Origin of the sequence: Pseudomonas violetae, from assembly GCF_023072615.1 — a bacterium.
Taxonomy (GTDB): domain Bacteria; phylum Pseudomonadota; class Gammaproteobacteria; order Pseudomonadales; family Pseudomonadaceae; genus Aquipseudomonas; species Aquipseudomonas violetae.
Genome location: NZ_JAKNRW010000002.1, coordinates 219,475 through 237,207, shown reverse-complemented (window position 1 = coordinate 237,207; position 17,733 = coordinate 219,475). Strand labels below are relative to the sequence as shown.

Here is a 17,733-nt window from a genome sequence, read left to right as displayed (position 1 = left end):
AGGTCGATCAAAAGATCGTCCGAACCGCGTTCGGACGATCTTCTGCTTTTAAGCCCCTCACCAGCGCATCCGCACACCGAGACTGCCGATCAAGCCGTTTAAATCGTTGTCATCCACATCACTGCTGTAATCGGCACTGACATACAGGCTCACCGCCGGTGTCACCTTCGCCACCAATCCCAGCCCCAACTCAACCGTTGACGACTTGCGGCTGCTGCTGATCTTGTCGACCTGATCCAGCGACACGGTATTGCCGGTGTATACCGTGTGCCACAAATTGGTCCGCACATACGGCTCCACGCCCAGGCCATTGATGTCGTAACTGCCTTTCAACCGCGCGCCGACCCGGCCGCTCCAGGAGTTGAGATCGCTTGCCGAAGCGTTCCCCGAACCCCCATAGGGCGTGTCGAGCGTAATACGTTGATTGATCAATTGCGCTTGGGGTTCGACCACCCAGTTATCGCTCAGCCCGATGGGAAATCCGCCTTCTACCGACAGCGTCACCGCGCTGCCTTCGGTCACCTGCCTCGCGCCCTGTTCGTTGCGGCTGAAACCGTTGACCCGGCCACCGCTGGCCGACAGGTCGACGTGCCAGCCTTGCGGCCCGGTCAGGCTCCAATAGGCGCCGAGGCTCTGGCCTTGGAGGTTGAGAGTGTCAGTGGCGGGGTCGGCCTGGGCGCGACGGGTCAACAGGCCATTGCCGCTGCTCTGGAACTGGCTCATGCCGCCGATCAGTCCGACTCGCTGGGTATGGCCCCCGGCACTTTGCAGCGTCAGTAGCGCCGGCCCCTTGAGCTCGCTGGAACCGGGCCCTGAAAAACCTTGCGCCAGAACGTCATCTTGCGCCTGACGCGAGGGCTGGCCGTAGAGTTGGTCCCAGGTCGAGGGGGCGGCGTCTTCGATGGTCAGGCGTGAACTTCGGGTGGCGGATGCGGCACTGCCATGCCCGGGGTAGGGGGCAGTGATATTGATAGCAGGCAGTGACATGGTTGGGACGTCCTGGCGATACCTGGGCAAGGTATCTTCTTGCGCAGGTGCTGCCTGAGCTCCTACCGATGAACACAACAACAACGAACTCGAGAGGGTGTAGAAAGTGGCTTTGATCTCTAGTGGGGGGAGTGATGTTCTCATGGTGGTCTACCTTGCAATCGCATGCGCTATCTCGCTTTGGCGTCTCTCCTACCCCGAATGAGGGGCGACCGAATTGAGTAGGCCAAACCTGCACCTGCCCATTCATGGGCGGTGTGAAGGCTTGTTCCTGATGGTGTTTCCGGGGGTAGTACCGTGTAGCTAAGAAGACCCTTGACCTTGCGTCAAGAAAATGGCCGATAGATGGTAGGGTTAATTTTGCCCCCATAAGTGACTGATTTTCGGCGTGCTTGTAAGTGGTTGTTTGTACGGGCCATCGTCAATAAGCCGCGCGCCAGAGCCTTTATATGACGCCTACCAGCTAATTCTCACTCCCACATTTCCAAACAGTCCATGCAACTTCTGGCTGTCGATGTTGGTGCTGTAGTCGGCACCGGCGTAAAGGCTGACGGATGAAGCCAGGCTCACATTCACGCCCACACCGATGTCGGCGGAGGAGGCTTTCTGCCCAGTGGTGACCTTGTCGACGTTGTCGAAGGTCACCGTGTCCGTCCCTGACAGTGTGTGCCACAGGTTGGCCCGCAGATAAGGTTCAAGCGGGCGACCGCTGACCTGATAGCTGCCTTTGAGCCTTGCCCCCAGGCGACCCGTCCATGCGCCGTCGGAATCGAAGGAGACTCGGGAGATACCGTCGTTTTGGCTGTCCAGAGAGATTTTCTGGTGGATGATTTGCGCCTGGGGTTCAATCACCCATGTGTCATTGAGGGCAATGGGATAACCGGCTTCGCTGGACACCGTCAGCCCGTGACCACGGGTATCAAGTTTCAGGCCACGTTCTGAGCGGTTGTCGCCATCAAAGCGGGTCGACATGATCACGTTGTCGAAGTACCAGCCGGTGTTGCCCACCAGAGTCCAGTACAAGCCGACGTGATCCCCGCGCAGGTCGATCTTGCCGGCGCGTTTTTCTTCAAAACCCTCGTTGAAGCCGTCGACATTGCCCTTCATGCCGGTATGCCCGACGAAGAACCCGGTGCGCTGCGTGTGCCCGCCCGAGGTTTGTGAGCTGTAGAGGTCACTGCCCACTTGAAAGCCTTTGATCGACCCGTCGAAGCGCGGGGTCACCGTGCCTGACCAGGTTTGGTCGAGGTTCTTGCCATAAGCCCGGCCCCAGCTCGCACCAAACGCCCCGGTTTCGGTGAGCAGGCGTTGATCGCCCTGGCGATCATGGAAGGTGCCGAGGGCCATCAGGGTCAACTGTGCAGCGGCAGGAGGCAACACCGACCAGGTGGCGACTTCGGGGCGGTACAGGGCAATCGGAGCGGCACCTGGGACAGCTTCGGGCAACGGCGGAAGTGGTGCCGGCGCCGGCAGTTGCGGGCTTCCCGGTGCAGGGGAAGGCGCTGGAGGGGCAAGCGCTGCAACCGGGGTGGCCACGACCGGCACCGTGATCGGCGGCAACGCCGGGTCCGGATTGGGGATGGTCGTAACCGCTGGAGCGACGACTGCCGAGCGCAGGTACCAGCTGTTTTGCGTGCCAGCAGTGACGCCCCCTTTGAACAGACGGTAATCATAGGCACCGGCGGAAATCAGGCCGCCGTTGAGCGCGAATGCCCCATTGTTGCTGACTGCCGAGCCTTGTGCCTCAACCAGCTGGATGCCGTTCTGTTGAGTCAGTCCGCCGACGCCACCCAGGTTCTGCACGGTAATCACGGTGCTGCCGGTCAAGTCCCCGTTATTGACGACCAGTTTGTCGCTAGGCGAGCTGTCATCGCCGAGCACGCTTTGCAGCAGCAACTTGCCACCGTCGCCGGCGTAGTTGCCCTGCACCGTCAGCGTGTCATTACTGCGCGAATTGCCGCTGGTGAGGTCGATAGTCCCGGCATTGTTCAGGGTCGCGAGCTGGCCTACTGTGAAAGGCGCGATGTTGCCTTGCACCGAGGTTAGGGTGCTGCTGGCGTCGACGTTGATCACGCCGGTGCTGCTGGCGCTGTCACCCAGGGTCAGTGAATCGCTTGCCAGGTCCAGGCGCGAATTCTGGTTCAGGTTCAGCGTTTCCCAGTTGATGTACCGGGAAGCGCCTGCACTGGTGGTTTGATTGAAGTCCAAGGTGTCGGTGCCTGGGCCGCCGTCCATGCTTGGAGTTAATGCCAGGATGGTTTCAGTGAGATTGGAAAGGGTTGCAAGGTCATTGCCTTCGCCCATCAGGATCGGCGAACGGATGATCCCGCCGCCATCCCAGTTGAAGATGTCATCACCGACGCTGGCGCGAATTTCGCCGTCGATTTCGCCGCCGGTGACGGTGATGCTGTCATTGCCGCCGCTGACGCTAATGTTGCCGCCAATTTTCCCGCCGGAGACGATGATGGTGTCGAAACCGAAGCCGGCTACCAGATTGCCGATGATCTCGCCGCCAGACATGTCGAAGATGTTGTTGTCCAGTTTCATGTCGACTCGACCGATGGTGCCGCCAGACATCCTCGCAACGTCGCCGTCCTCGTATGCGCCGACTATGGTGCCACCGGTCATGAGGAAGGTATCGCGGCCGTCGCCTTGGGCGAGTGACTGAATCCGCCCGCCAGACATGACAAAGTCATCGATCTGGTTGCCCTGACTCACTGCGCCGGTAATCACACCGTCGGTAATCAACACTGTGTCTGAGCCGTCACCCAGGTTCAGGGAGCCAGTCAATGTCCCTGAACTCATCACTAGACCATCATTGCCGGCACCAAAGCTCACGTTGCCAATGATCTGGCCAGTGCCGTCAGTGGGGAAGGTCAGGGTGTTATTGCCGTTGAGATCGCTCAGGGGGCCGCCGGTGCCGCTGCTGCATACATGATTATCGTTGCCGGCGGTAGGCGAGAAGATGCAGCTTGCTTGAGTCAATTGCGGCCATCCCAGGCTTAAACAGATGGACACTGCGAAGGCACTAAAACGGTATTCACTCATACGGTACTTAGGCAAACCCGTCGCAATTTCCATGCTGATCTCCAGGTGTGTAACGGCGTCTAGCGCTTTCAGCCATACCGTAGCAAGAGAATTAGGCCGAAACTACTGTCACAGATGACAGGTGTAGCGTATTTCCTACAGGTGCACTTCAACGGCCAGGGGCAAGTGGTCCGATAGGTGGGTCCAAGGCTTGTGTCCCAGTATTTGCGGGTCATGGCTGCTGGCGTTACGCAGGTAAACCCGGTCCAGGCGCAGCAGGGGAAACCGCGCCGGGTAGGTCTTGGCGGGGCGCCCGTGATGGCGTTCGAAGGCTTCGTGCAAATAGTCGCACCGGGCGAGTACGGCGTTGCCTTGCAGCTGCCAGTCGTTGAAGTCCCCTGCGATAATCACCGGTGCATCGTCGGGAAGGGATTCGAGCAGTTGGCACAGCAGTTGGAGCTGAAGCTGGCGATGACTTTCCAGCAGGCTCAGGTGGACGCAAATCGCGTGGACTTCGGCATTGCCCGGCACATCAAGTACGCAATGCAACAAGCCACGGCGCTCGGGCCCGGTGATTGAGACGTCGAGGTTGCGGTATTCGCGGATGGGGTACTTGGACAGCAGCGCATTGCCATGATGACCATCGGGGTAGACGGCATTACGACCATAGGCGAAATCGCTCCACATGCTGTCCGCGAGGAATTCATACTGCGAAATCGGTGGCCAGTTGTTAAAGCGTGAGGAATGGCGCTCGTGCTCCCCGACCACTTCCTGGAGAAACACCAGGTCGGCCGAAGTACTGCGTACCGCTTCGCGTAATTCTGGAAGAATAAAACGCCGATTGAGTGCAGTGAAGCCTTTGTGGGTGTTCACGGTCAGCACTCTCAGGCGATGGATGGCCGGTGGGGTATTCAGCGGAACGCTGTCGATCGCCTGCTGCGTTGGATCACGGGTCACGTTCACTCCTGGTATTCGGTTCCTTATGTATGCGACTGATAGGTGCGCGCGCAGTTCACAGCAAATCTGCGATAGCCCTGTGGCAACCGCTCCCCCACGTGTCGGGGTGCAGGCTCAGACAAAGACGATTTCATAAGGCAGTCGCATCCGCTCCAGCAGCACCCGGGGTAGCAGGGGCGCGAGGCCCAGGGCGGGTTCGCCGTCGAGCTGACTGGCATAGGCGTGGGTGGCGTGGCTCTTGCGCGCCACGGTCCAGGTATCGAGTCGCACTTTACGCGCCCGATGCCAGGGGATTTGCCCGCGGTCGCGGATCGGCCAGTGCCAGGCGCGAATGGGTACTTCGTTGAAGGCCGCGCCGACCTTCTTCGCGGCTCTGGCCGCCGCACGGCCAACGGCATCGTGATCCAGGTGGCGGTCCTCGCGCCAGGTGCTGAAGACGACGTCTGCGGGGCGCAAGTAGCGGGCAATGAACTCGGTCAGTTGGGATTCGTGTTCTGCCAGGGCGTTGTCGGTAAAGCCACCACGAATCCATTTCAGGCTGTGCATCGGCATGCCGAGGCGGCGCAAGGCCTCGACGCTTTCCTGGGAGCGGAACACGCTGAGGCGTTTCTCGGACCACTGTTGCGAGCCCGGATAGCTGGCACTGCCGTCGGTCATGGAAATTAATTGCAGGGGGTGGCCCAGTGCGCTGAGCAGTTGCAGCAGGCCGCCGCACATCATCACTTCATCCCCAGGGTGGGGCGAGATCACCACTGCGCGAGCGCCCGGGGGGACGAGGGTTTCGGTGTTGATGACGGGGATGTTGTCCAGTTGCGCGGCGCTGTTCCAGATCTGCGCAGGCAGGATGCTTTCGCTGAGGGAAACGGATTTCATCGGGCTACGTCCTTGTTCCGGGTGTATGAGCATGGGGGCGTGCGCTCCAGACCATGGATTGCCGCGCACGGAGTATTGCTCATGTATTGCAGTTCGTCGCGTGGATGTTCTATCTGGTACGTTTTTTTTGAGCACTGTCCGTCAGGAGGAGCTCGCTTTCTCCGGGTGGCGATGATGTCGAAAGCACTGTTGCGGATCAGGTTTCGAGCGGCATCGTTGAAGACCATCGCAGCAAGCGCGTTCCAGCGGACCTGGTTGCCGTTAATTGCAGGTGCTGGCTCGCAGGCCTTCCAGGGCGGCCACCGAACGCGGTTCGCGACTCCAGAGCTCGAGCAGGAAGTCGGCATCCTGATGCAGCACCAGGCGCGGCAGGCGCAGGTGCTCGTGCAGCAGGTCATGAACCTGACGGGCATTCAGGGGGCAACCGTCGATAGGCGGGCGCCAATGGCATGCCAGCAGTTGGCCGTCGGCCGTCAGGGATTGCGAGGCTTGTTCGATCAGGCGCTTGAGGTCTTCGGCGTCGAGGTAGTAGCCAAGCTCACTGATAACGATCAGGTCGAACTTCTCACTTGGCCATTGCTCGGGCAAGCGTGCCTGGCACACTTGCGCATGGTTGAACGGACTCAAGCGCGTGCGTGCGAGTGCGACGGCGGCACTGGCGGTATCGCAACAAAGCAGGCGATCACAACGGGTGGCCAGGTCGGCGCTCAGTTCGCCGTTGGCGCAGCCCGGTTCGAAAATTGCGCGGTAACGCGGACGGGGTAGCGCAGCCAGGGTAATGGCCCGTTTGCGTTGTTCGTACCAGCGCTGGCGGAACGCCCAGGGATCGTCACTATTGGCAAACAAACCGTCAAAATATCGATCCTCTACACTCATATGAATACCACTTCAAAGGGTTGCAGCAGGCGCTCCAGCACGAAGGGCGCGAGCACCGGAGGCAAACCGATCTGCGGGTCGCCCTCAAGCTGACTGGCGAAGGCATGGATCGCATGCCGTTTGCGTGCAATCAACGGCGGCGACAAAAGGACCTTGCGTGCCCGATGCCACGGGACACTACTGCCTTCGGGCGTTGCCCAATGCCAGGTCCACACCGGCAGCTCGTGCAATGTGGCACCCACACGCTGCGCCGCCTCGGCACTGGCACGACCCACGGCTTCGTGATCGCAGTGCCCGTCTTCACGCCAGGTGGTGAACACCACATCACTGGCGCGCAGATGGCGCTCGATAAATACACTTAATTGCGCCTCCCGGGCCGCCACCTGGCTGTCGGCAAAGCCACCGCGCAACCACCTAAGGCTGTGCAATGGCAAACCGAGCCGACGCAGCGCCTCCACCGATTCCTGGGGCCGAACAGTGCTCAACCGTTCCACCGGCCAACGTTGCGAACCTGGATGACTGGCGCTGCCATCGGTGACAGAAATCAGTTGCAGGTCACGGCCGGCGTCAGCCAGCAGCTGCAGGAAACCGCCGCAACCGAGGATCTCGTCGTCCGGGTGCGGCGCAATGATCACCGCGCGAGAGCCTTCAGGCACCAATTGCAGAATATCGATCACCGGCATTTGGGCCAACTGGCTGGAGGCTTGCCACTGATGCAGCGGTGTGCCCTGGCCGACAATCGGATTGGCTTTCATAACGTCCATGTCCCTTCACGAATTATTTGCCCCAGGCCCGCGAGATCGCGCTCGGCGTGACTCTGGCGCAGGAAAACCGGCAGATCGGCGCTCAGCTGCGCGAACTGTCGATCCTTGCAATAAGGGCCTGCGCCGAGGGCGCGGCCGACATGATGAATGACTTGCTCGGCGGCGTTTTCAACCACAGCCCGAGTTCGTCTGGCGAGCAATTCGGCGTCGTCAAGAGGGGCGTCGTCTATCGCCACGGCGCTGGCACGCAACACTGCGGCAGCGCCTTGCAAGGCACTGTCGACGGCGCCCAGATGGGCGAGAGCGTGGGGTTCTTCACGATGTGCGCAATGCTCGCGCAACCGCTCGGCCATGCTGCAGGCCGCGCCATACCAGCAGGCGGCAATACCGATCCCTCCGTGCCAGAAGCCAGGGCGTTGCAGGTAGTCGCCGGGATTGCCGATGGCGAGCGCCTTGGCGTTGTCCAACAGGACCTCGACACTGCCGGTTGCGCCCATGCCGACTGCTTGCCAACCTTGATCAGTCACGGTTACACCGGGCTGATCAAGCGCCACGGCCACCAGTTGCTGGCGGTCCTGCTCGTCCCAGGCGGTGAGTAGCGCATGACTAAGGACGGCTGCGCCCGAGCACCAGGCCTTGCGGCCATTGAGCGCGACAGCCTGTGCGGTAGAAGTCAGCCGAACCCGGGCGTTCGGTGGCTCGGCCGCCCACATGCCCCAGGTACTGCCGGGAGTAGGGGTCGGCGCACCCAGTTGCTGGAAGATCGCCAGCGCATCGGTGTGCCCCTCATACAATTTGCACAACCGCAGATCATGCCCGCCAACCTCGGCCAAGCGCTGGAAACGCTTCAGCGTGTGGCCTTGCCCCGGCAGTGGCAGCCGATCCAGACCTGCCTCCACCAGTCGCTCCAGGCATTGTCCTAGTGCCCGGGTGCTGTCGTAGTCCGTCGACTGGCGATCAAGATACGTCCTGAGCTGCATTTCACTCGTCTTCTTCACGCTGCAATTCGAACAACAGCAGTGAACGGCCAGTGACGGAATACTCGTGGCCAAACTCGAAGCGCTCCTGACCACGGATCGACGGTTGATTGGTATCGACCATGCACGTCCAGAACATGCCCTCGGGGACTTCCGGCAAAGTAAAGTTGACGATGTCGTGATGCGCGTTGACTACCAGCAGCAAGGTGGCGTCTGCCCCTTTGCGTCGAATGCCGGTTTCCTGGGCGCGACCATCCAGCAGCATGCCGAGGCAGCGTCCGTGAGCGTCTTCCCATTGCTCGATGGACATCTCGCTGCCATCCGGGGCCAGCCAGGTCACATCCTTGACGCCGATATCTTCGTTGTAGTTGCCTACCAGGAAACGTCCGCGACGCAGGATGGGGTAGGCCAAGCGCAACTTGATCAAACGCTTGACGAATTTCAGCAGGGCCCTGCCGTCTTCGCTCAGGTCCCAGTTGACCCAGCCAATCTCGCTGTCCTGGCAATAGGCGTTGTTGTTGCCTTCCTGGGTCCTCGCGAACTCGTCACCGGCCACCAGCATCGGCGTGCCTTGGGACAGCAGCAGCGTGGCGAAGAAGTTGCGCATCTGCCGCTGGCGCAGTGCGTTGATTTCCGGATCGTCGGTCGGGCCTTCGACGCCGTGGTTCCAGGACAAGTTGTTGTTGCTGCCGTCCTGATTGTTCTCGTCGTTGGCCTCGTTGTGCTTGTCGTTGTACGACACCAGGTCATTGAGGGTGAACCCATCATGGGCAGTGATGAAGTTAACCGACGAATACGGGCGCCTGCCGCGCTGGTTGAACATCTCGCCGGAAGCCGTCATGCGGCTTGCGAAATCGGCCAGTTGACCGTCATCGCCTTTCCAGAAGGACCTAACCGTGTCGCGGAACTTATCGTTCCACTCGACCCAGCCCGGTGGGAAACCACCAACCTGATAACCACCCGGACCGCAATCCCAAGGCTCGGCAATCATTTTCACCTGGCGCAGTACCGGGTCCTGGCGGCAGGCGACGAGGAAGCTGTGGCGCTCGTCAAAACCGTCGTGGTAGCGCCCGAGGATGGTCGCCAGGTCGAAGCGGAAACCGTCCACGTGCATCTCCGTGGCCCAGTAGCGCAGGGAGTCGGTGACCATCTGCAATACGCAAGGGTGGCTCAGGTCCAGGGTGTTGCCGGTACCGGAATCGTTGATGTAGTAGCGCTTGTCGTCGGGCATCAGGCGGTAGTACGAGGCATTGTCGATACCGCGCATGGACAGGGTTGGGCCTTGCTCGTTGCCCTCGGCGGTGTGGTTGTAGACCACGTCGAGTATCACTTCAAGATTGGCTTCGTGCAGGTGCGCAACCATCTCCTTGAACTCGGCGATCTTGCCACTGGCCAGGTAGCGCGGGTCCGGCGCGAAGAACGCAATACTGTTGTAGCCCCAGTAGTTGGTCATGCCCTTGTGCAGCAGATGCTGATCGTTGACGAAGGCGTGGATCGGCAGCAGTTCGACCGAGGACACACCCAGTTTGCGGATGTGTTCCAGCACGTCGTCGACCATCAGGCCGGCAAAAGTGCCCCGTACGTTTTCCGGAACCGAAGGGTGACGCATGCTGATGCCGCGTACGTGGGTTTCATAGATGATGGTCTTGTCCCACGGCACGCTGACGCGGTGATCGTGACCCCAGGTATGAGCGGGGTCGATAACTTTGCACTTGGGTACGAAGGGCGCGCTGTCGCGTTCGTCGAAGCTGAGGTCTGCGTCGGGGTGGCCGATGGTGTAGCCGAACAGGGCCTCAGACCATTTCAACTCACCGATCAGTTGCTTGGCGTAGGGGTCGATCAGCAATTTGTTGTGGTTGAAGCGGTGGCCATTGGCGGGGTCATACGCACCGTACACACGATAGCCGTAGATCAGCCCGGGATGGGCGTCGGGCAGGTAGCCGTGGTAGATCTCGTCAGTATATTCAGGCAATTCGATGCGTTCGAGTTCGACCTCGCCGGATTCATCGAAAATACACAGTTCGACCTTGGTGGCGTTGGCGGAAAACAGGGCGAAGTTGACCCCCAGGCCGTCCCAGGTGGCTCCGAGTGGGAAGGGCAGGCCCTCACGAATTCGCGACGCCTCGGCGTGAGGTTCTATCGCGGGTTTTTTTGGACTGCTCATAAGTGCTCCTGCAAATGGGGTCTAGTACGGTATTGCTATTCTTTTTCAGGGCGAAAGACCCCGGGGCATGGCGAGCAAGCTCGCCATGAATCCAGTCAAATCAAATAATCAATCGTCAGACCGCAGGCTTTTTCCTCGCTCGCGGCTTTTTCTCGGAGTTTTTTTCTCCCGGCGGTATCACCGAAGAAGCGGCTGCAGGCTTGGCCTTGGCGCCGGCCTTGGGCTTGGCTGCCGGCTTGTCTTCAAGCTTGCCGTTAGGCTTGACAGCTTTGCTGCCAGCAGCCTTTGGCGATTTACTGGGGGCGAGGGCTTCAGCTTCCGCCAGTTTGCGAGCCATTTCCCAATGCCGGGCTTCCTGGCCCTCCGGTTTCCCCTCCGACTCCCAGATCTGATAGGCAAATTCGCGCACGCGTTTATCGTCGGTACTCATCTCTATGCTCCTGAACTGAACTCAAGCTTGGGTAGAAAATTGGATAAAAAGATTGACGGGGAATTCGCCCAGCGCGGTGCTGATGTTCAGCTCCCTGTGGTTTGTGACTGTGGCTCCGGGGAAAAGTCCCTTCAGATTTTCTGCAGATGCCTCGAACGGTAATTTGACTCGGGTGTCGCCCCACTGCAGCGCATCGATCAATGGTTCGGCACTGTTTTTCAGCAGTTCCGCGCAGCGAATCGGTACGATCACCACGGCTCTGCTGCCTGCGTGCTCACGCATGAAGGCGAGCACTTTGTGGGCCTGGCTGCCGACCACTTCGAGCGCCTGATAGCTGCCGCGGGCGAACAGTTCGGCATGCTCGGCTCGCAGGTTGAGGGTGCGCCGGATCAGCGTCTGCTTGATGCGCCCATCGCGCCAGTCCGCAAGCAGCTCTGCCAGCACCTGCGGTCGTTCCATGGTTTGCTGGCGGCTTTGGTAATCCACCGGCCGGCGGTTGTCCGGATCGACCAGCGAGAAGTCCCAATAATCGTTGCCCTGATACAGGTCAGGCACTCCAGGCACCGTCATGCGCAGCAAGGTTTGCGCCAGACTGTTCAGTGCACCGGGTGCCGCCAGCGTCTGGGCGGCCTTGCCCAGGGCAGAGCGCAACAGCTCACCCTCCGGACTCAGAAGCAAGCGTTCGATGAAGACCTGGACTGCATTTTCATAAGTGTCATTGGCCGCACTCCAACTGCTTTGCAACTTGGCTTCGCGCAACGCTTTCTGCTGCCACTGCCAAAGGCGCCTGGCGTAGTCTTCGAGGGCCGATTGATCGTCACTGCGCAGCGCTAGCGGCCAACTGCCGAGGATGGCTTGATAGAGGATCAACTCGTCGCCGGCAGACGGCATTTGGTCGTCGTCACGCAACGGACGGGCGAGGGTTTGCCACAGCGGAACCTGTTCGGCGTACCAGGCGCTGCGCTCACTCAGTATGGCCAGGCGCGCGCGGGTGTCTTCACCCCGTTTGTGGTCGTGGGTCGCCGTGGCCAGCAAATTATCCGGGAAGGCTTCCAAGCGTTGCAGGCAGGCTTGGTGGAAGTCGGCGACAGGCGCGCTGAACTGTTCTGTGCTGAAGCCCACGTCGTTGCGCGACAGCAACACCGCAGAGCGATAGAACGCGGTGTCCTCGACAGCCTTGGCGGCAGCCGGTGAAGTCAGTTGCTGGAAGCGTACGCAGGCATGCTTGAGGATCTTGCGTGAGCGACCAATCGGGTGGTCACGCCAGGGCTTGCCACCGAGCCATCCTGCCAGGCAGTCGAGTACCGGCCAGTCGGCCTCGCCGAGGGTCTGCCGCGCTCCTGCCAGCGCCTGCTGGAAAAACACGTCATCTTCGCTGGAACGTCCGAGCGGGCTGATGTAGGTACGGTACACGGGAAAGTGCACGATCAATTCCTGCAGTGCGCGCCGGATAGCGCCCAGGGTCAGGTCGCGGGTCATCAGGTCGTCCCGGGCCACTTGCAGCAGTGCCTGGGCCACGCTTTCGAAATCGCCGGCCAATGAACCGTTGAGGATCTGCTGCCGGGCCAGTTGGGCTTCCTGGCGGAAGTCGGCAGGCCGTTCGCTGTACTTGCTCCACAGTTCACCCAGGGATTGGGCGCCGTCGGGGTCATGTTGCAGCAGCGACAACTGATTCATGAATTCGTAGCCAGTGGTGCCGTCCACCGACCAGTCGCGGTGCAGCGCTTCGCCTTCACCGAGAATCTTCTCAACGTAGATCGGCAGGTGGCGACCTGGAGACAGCGAGTCCACTCGACGCCGCAGTTTGCGGCAATAGCCACGCGGGTCGGCCAGGCCGTCGATGTGGTCGATGCGCAATCCGTCGATCAGGCCTTCTGCCACCAGCTCGAAAATCTTCGCGTGGGTAGCCTCGAACACGGCAGGGCGCTCAACGCGCAGGCCCCCGAGTTCGTTGACGTCGAAAAAGCGCCGCCAGTTGATGTCATCGCCCGCCGTACGCCAACTGGCGAGGCGGTAACTCTGGCGCTCTAGCAGGAGGTGGAGGCGCTCAAAACCTTCTGCGGTCTGCGAGTCGCAGTCTCGCACATTCTGCTCGATGCGCTGCAGGATGGCCGGGTCCGTGGCCAGTTCACGCAGTTCTTCCTTGAGGGGCACGGCCAGGCTGTGGGCGTCGGTCTGGTAGCTCAAGGCGCTGAAGCGGTCGGCGAGAAATCTGAGTCGCTCGTCATCGCTCTTGAGCAGTTCGCCATAGCTGTTCGGACAGATCGGAAAGTAATGATCGTAGTGCTCGACATGAAACGAACCGCACTCGGGATCAAAACACAGGGGCAGAGTGCCGTCCTGCAATGCCACGCCATAGTCACTGCCCAGGAATGGCAGCAACAACTGGCCTTCCATCAAGGGGTCGGGGGAATGCCACTGGATGTCGAAGAACTCACTGTGAGGGCTCAGGCGCCCCCATTCCAGCAAGTCCAGCCACCAGGGATTGTCACTGCCGCCGACGGCCATATGGTTGGAGACGATATCGAGGACCAGCCCCATGTTCTGTTCACGCAAGGCCGCTACCAGGCGGCGCAGCGCGGGCTCGCCGCCCAACTGCGGGTTGACCTGGGTAGGGTCCACCACATCGTAGCCATGCATCGATCCGGCACGAGCGGCGAGCAGCGGCGAGGCGTAGACATGGCTGATCCCCAGGCTGGCAAAATACGGCACCAGCGGCACCGCCTGATCCAAGGTGAAGTCTTTATGGAACTGCAAGCGCAGGGTCGCGCGCAACGGTTGGGTTGATGGTGGAATCATTGGTCACGCTCACCGGCTTGAAGTCGCGCGCAGGCGAGCAGTTCCAGGCGCCGGGCGGCGTCGGGGTCATCGAGTAGGGCCTCACTGTAGCCCGGCAAACGCCGGCTCCAATTGGGGTGGGTGTCGATGGTGCCGGGCAGGTTGGCCTGTTGTTCTATGCCCAAGGCGTCTTCCAGCGGTAACAGCACCAGGGGCGCCCGCGTATGGCCAAGGAAACGCGCACTGGCGTCGAGCACCTGGTCGGTTTCATGGGACTCTTCGCGAAAGTTTTGCGGGTCTTCACCCAGTACCCGACGCAAGCCCTCGCGCTCACGCTCACGGTGCCGACGCCACTCGATTTCACTGCTGGCGTCGATCAGGCCGAGGCGGGCGTTCCAATCGATATCGCGGCCATGCCACCAGCCATTGAGCGTTGGCAGGTCATGGGTGCTGGTGGTTGCCAGGGCATTGTCCGGCCAGTCGAGGATCGACTTGAACTGCGTGTTGTCCTGTTCAAACAGCAACACACGCATGCCAAGGATCGAGCGGGCGATGAGTTTTTCCTGCAGCCCCTCCGGTACGGTGCCGAGATCTTCACCGAGGACAATGGCCTGGTGTCGATGGGACTCCAGGGTCAGCAGGCGCAGCAGGTCATCCACCGGATAGTAAAGATAGGCGCCGTCCGCGGGTGAAGCACCCTTAGGGATCACCCATAACCTTTGCAGGCCCATCACATGATCGATGCGCAGGCCACCGGCGTGGGCAAAGTTGGCGCGCAGCATTTCAATGAATGCGCGAAAACCGTTGCGCACCATACCTTCCGGCGAGAACGCGGAAATGCCCCAGCCCTGGCCGGTGCGATTGAGAACGTCCGGGGGGGCTCCCACTGTCAGGGACGCGAGTAGCTCATCCTGGCGACTCCAGGCCTGGCTGCCACCGCCATCGGCGCCGACGGCAAGGTCGGCGATCAGGCCGATGCTCATGCCACTGCTGCGGGCCGCAGTTTGCGCGCGCTCCAGGCAACGGGTGATCAGCCATTGGCAGAAAGCGAAAAAGCCGATGCGCCCGGCATTTTCTTCGACGAATTCGGCCAGCGCCGCGCTGCGCGGGTCACGCCATTGCTCGGGCCATTCACGCCAGTCGAGGGCTTCGCCCTTGGCGGCGCGAGTCTCTTGAATGGCTTCGAAACGGCAATGATTTTCAAGGGCCTCGCCACCGGCGTGGCGGAAGCTGCTGAAGTCGGCATGCAGTGGATGCTCGCCTTGCACAAACCCTTCGTACAGCGCCTGCAGCAGGCGATGTTTGGCCTCGGCCGCCACCGGCCAGTCGATCAGCGTCTGTTCTTCAAGGTGCTTGAAATCCGCCGCCAGGCCGGTGGCCTCAATAGCGGCGCGTACGGCTCGCTCACCCAGAATGGCGCCAGGCGCGGCGTACAGGCTGTTGAGAAACAGGCGGCTGGAAGGCGAATACGGGCTATAGCGCTGGGTGTCACTGCTGAACATGGCGTGCAGCGGGCTGATCGCCAGGGCATCGCTACCCCGTTCCCCGGCCACCCGGGCCAGATCTTCCAGGGCCTGGGTATCACCGAAACCACCATCGCCTGGGCGACGCAAGGAGTACAACTGCACGCTCAAGCCCCAGGCGCGGGGAATCGGATTGCCTACCGCATCGCCGACGCTGTAGCAGCGGGGCGGCGCTACGGCCAGGGTGAATTGCTGGCCATCGATGCTGACGTGTTGATAGCCAACCGGCACCAGGCCGGGCAGCACCGATTTGGCATCCAGCTTGAGACTGAGTCGTGAGCCGTCCTCGAGGTGGATTTCACATGGGGTTTGAGGCTCGAAGTAGCGCGCCAAATCGATACCAACACCCACATCTGCGGTGAGCATCGGTGGCAGGTGGCGGGTTAGCTGGACCTCCTGCAACTGCAGCAGGCTGGCATCTATTTCCTGGGTGGTGCCGGCGGGGTGGCCGAGACCGGTCAGGACACTGCGCAGTGCCGCAGGAGCAACTTTTTGCGGGCGGCCGTTGGCGTCGATCCAGTCGACTGCCAGACCGGCGCGGCTGGCGAGTATTTCCAGTTGCGCATCACTCATTGGCGCTCTCCATCCGGGGGTAGCAAAGGGGCTGCGGCCTTCAGGCTGACTAGCGCGCTATACGGGGCGAGATGCCCCTGATCCAACAGGCTGGCTGTGTGTGAGGGGTGTTCGAACAACACCTTGGCGCCGGCCTGAGAAGTGTGGACCACGGGCGCGTCACCGAGGTTCAGGTCAATGCGCAGCTCACTGCCATCGCCCATACGCCAGCGTGCACTCACCGCTCCGTGGCCGAGCACTAGGGCGCCCAGGGAGGTTGCGCCTGCCAGGCGTGGAACGATCTGCGCATGGCGCAGGCTCAGCAGGTGCCGGTACACAGCATGGATGGCCGGAATTTGAGCGGGCGCCAGGTTTGGTATGGACGCTTCGAACGTCTGTGGTGCATTCGGGTCGGGAATCTGCTCGCGCTTTTCCGGATCAGCGAATGCGCTGAAGGCTGCGAACTCGTTGCGGCGGCCTTCGCGTACCAGCTCCGCCAGTTCGCCGTGGTGATCGGTAAAGAAGAGGAACGGCTCTTCAGCGCCGAACTCGTCACCCATGAACATCAGCGGAATCATCGGCGACAGCAGCAGCAACGCGGTAGCTGCGCTCAGGGCATCCGGGTGTGCAAGTTGATGCAGGCGTTCGCCGCAGGCGCGATTGCCGATCTGGTCGTGATTTTGCAGGAACAGCACGAACGCAGCGGGCTCAAGGTGGCCGCTGGGTTCACCACGTATTTCACCGTGGCGGTTGACGTGGCCCTGGAACACGAAGCCTTCGCTCAGGCAACGCGCCAATTGTTGGGTAGGATGCTCGGCGTAGTCGGCGTAATAAGCATCGGTTTCACCGGTGAGCAATACGTGTAGCGCGTTGTGGCCATCGTCGTTCCACTGGGCATCGAAGCCTTCCTCAAGGAGGCTGGCCTGATTGTGTTCGTTTTCCAGCATCAGCCACACGTGCCGGCCAGGGGCGGTCTGTTGGCGGATGCGTCGGGCCAGCTCGTGCAGGAAATCCGGGCTTTCGATGGCGTGCACTGCATCAAAGCGCAAACCGTCGAAGCGGTATTCCATCAGCCACATCAGCGCGTTGTCGATAAAGAAATCGCGAACTTCACGGCGGCGGAAGTCGATGGCCGCACCCCAGGGCGTATGTTTGTCTTCGTTGAAGAAACCCTTGGCATAGCGATGCAGGTAATTGCCATCTGGACCGAAGTGGTTGTAGACCACGTCGAGAATCACCGCCAGGCCAAAGCCATGGGCAGTATCGATCAGGTGTTTGAGTTGTTCCGGAGTGCCATAGGAGGCCTGGGGTGCGTAGGGCAAGACCCCGTCGTAGCCCCAATTGCGCTCGCCGGGGAATTGTGCAAGGGGCATCAGTTCGATCGCGGTGATGCCCATGTCGACCAGGCGTGCCAGGTGCTGCTCGACTCCAATGAAGCCACCGAGTGCACCGACGTGCAGCTCGTAGATCACCGCCTCGTGCCACGGCCGACCTTGCCAGCGGGTGTGTTGCCATTGATAGGCGAAGGGATCGACCACCACGCTGTGCAAGTGCAGGTCACCGGCCTGAGCCCGGGAGGCCGGGTCAGGCACTTGCAACTCGCCGTCGATGTTGTAGCGATAACGCGTGCCAGCAGGGCAGCGCGCTTCGATCACGAACCAACCATTAGCCTGTGGCAGCAGCGGTAGGGATTGTCCATTTTCCAGTTCGACGCTGACGTCAAACGCATCTGGCGCCCACAAGGCAAAACGCGTGTGTTCTGCGTCCAGCATAATTGCGCCGTGGGGCCAGGTTTCAAGGGTCCGTAACGGCATCTCGAAAAAAC

At 61.0% G+C, this 17,733-nt stretch carries 12 protein-coding genes; all 12 read right to left on the bottom strand.

Annotated features, from left to right (window positions below; translation table 11 throughout):
• Positions 1 to 57: 57 nt before the first annotated feature.
• The 12 genes from L9059_RS03345 to treZ all read right to left on the bottom strand — a co-directional run bounded on the left by L9059_RS03345 (position 58) and on the right by treZ (position 17,722).
• Positions 58 to 1,131, bottom strand: coding sequence for an autotransporter domain-containing protein (locus L9059_RS03345; RefSeq protein WP_247287550.1), 1,074 nt, complete (start codon positions 1,129 to 1,131; stop codon positions 58 to 60).
• A 312-nt stretch (positions 1,132 to 1,443) separates the two neighbouring features.
• On the bottom strand, positions 1,444 to 4,068 hold the full coding sequence (locus tag L9059_RS03340; RefSeq protein ID WP_247287548.1) for an autotransporter family protein: 2,625 nt from the start codon (positions 4,066 to 4,068) through the stop codon (positions 1,444 to 1,446).
• Positions 4,069 to 4,170: 102 nt separating this feature from the next.
• Entirely contained in the window at positions 4,171 to 4,971 is an 801-nt protein-coding gene (locus tag L9059_RS03335) for an endonuclease/exonuclease/phosphatase family protein (RefSeq protein WP_247287545.1), read from the bottom strand.
• Between the two features lie 114 nt (positions 4,972 to 5,085).
• Positions 5,086 to 5,844 (bottom strand): PIG-L deacetylase family protein, encoded by a 759-nt coding sequence (locus tag L9059_RS03330; protein WP_247287543.1) that lies wholly within the window; start codon positions 5,842 to 5,844, stop codon positions 5,086 to 5,088.
• 261 nt (positions 5,845 to 6,105) lie between these two features.
• Positions 6,106 to 6,720: an SAM-dependent methyltransferase gene (locus L9059_RS03325; protein WP_247287533.1), complete on the bottom strand. Its 615-nt coding sequence runs from the start codon at positions 6,718 to 6,720 to the stop codon at positions 6,106 to 6,108.
• Positions 6,717 to 7,475: a PIG-L deacetylase family protein gene (locus L9059_RS03320; RefSeq protein ID WP_247288283.1), complete on the bottom strand. Its 759-nt coding sequence runs from the start codon at positions 7,473 to 7,475 to the stop codon at positions 6,717 to 6,719. Before L9059_RS03320 ends, L9059_RS03325 begins: the two co-directional genes overlap by 4 nt.
• Positions 7,472 to 8,464, bottom strand: a complete 993-nt coding sequence (locus L9059_RS03315; RefSeq protein ID WP_247287531.1) for an acyl-CoA dehydrogenase family protein — start codon at positions 8,462 to 8,464, stop codon at positions 7,472 to 7,474. Before L9059_RS03315 ends, L9059_RS03320 begins: the two co-directional genes overlap by 4 nt.
• Before the next feature lies 1 nt (position 8,465).
• The gene (gene glgX / locus L9059_RS03310) at positions 8,466 to 10,625 is read right to left on the bottom strand and encodes a glycogen debranching protein GlgX (protein ID WP_247287528.1); all 2,160 of its coding nucleotides are present in this window, start codon (positions 10,623 to 10,625) and stop codon (positions 8,466 to 8,468) included.
• Positions 10,626 to 10,740: 115 nt separating this feature from the next.
• Positions 10,741 to 11,055: a DUF2934 domain-containing protein gene (locus tag L9059_RS03305; RefSeq protein WP_247287526.1), complete on the bottom strand. Its 315-nt coding sequence runs from the start codon at positions 11,053 to 11,055 to the stop codon at positions 10,741 to 10,743.
• A gap of 21 nt (positions 11,056 to 11,076) precedes the next feature.
• The gene (locus L9059_RS03300; RefSeq protein ID WP_247287525.1) at positions 11,077 to 13,854 is read right to left on the bottom strand and encodes a malto-oligosyltrehalose synthase; all 2,778 of its coding nucleotides are present in this window, start codon (positions 13,852 to 13,854) and stop codon (positions 11,077 to 11,079) included.
• Positions 13,851 to 15,929 carry a 4-alpha-glucanotransferase gene (gene malQ / locus L9059_RS03295; protein ID WP_247287522.1) on the bottom strand — a complete coding sequence of 693 codons (2,079 nt, stop codon included), beginning with the start codon at positions 15,927 to 15,929 and terminating at the stop codon, positions 13,851 to 13,853. Before malQ ends, L9059_RS03300 begins: the two co-directional genes overlap by 4 nt.
• On the bottom strand, positions 15,926 to 17,722 hold the full coding sequence (gene treZ, locus L9059_RS03290) for a malto-oligosyltrehalose trehalohydrolase (RefSeq protein WP_247287520.1): 1,797 nt from the start codon (positions 17,720 to 17,722) through the stop codon (positions 15,926 to 15,928). The genes malQ and treZ overlap by 4 nt, the downstream gene beginning before the upstream one ends.
• Positions 17,723 to 17,733 lie beyond the last annotated feature (11 nt).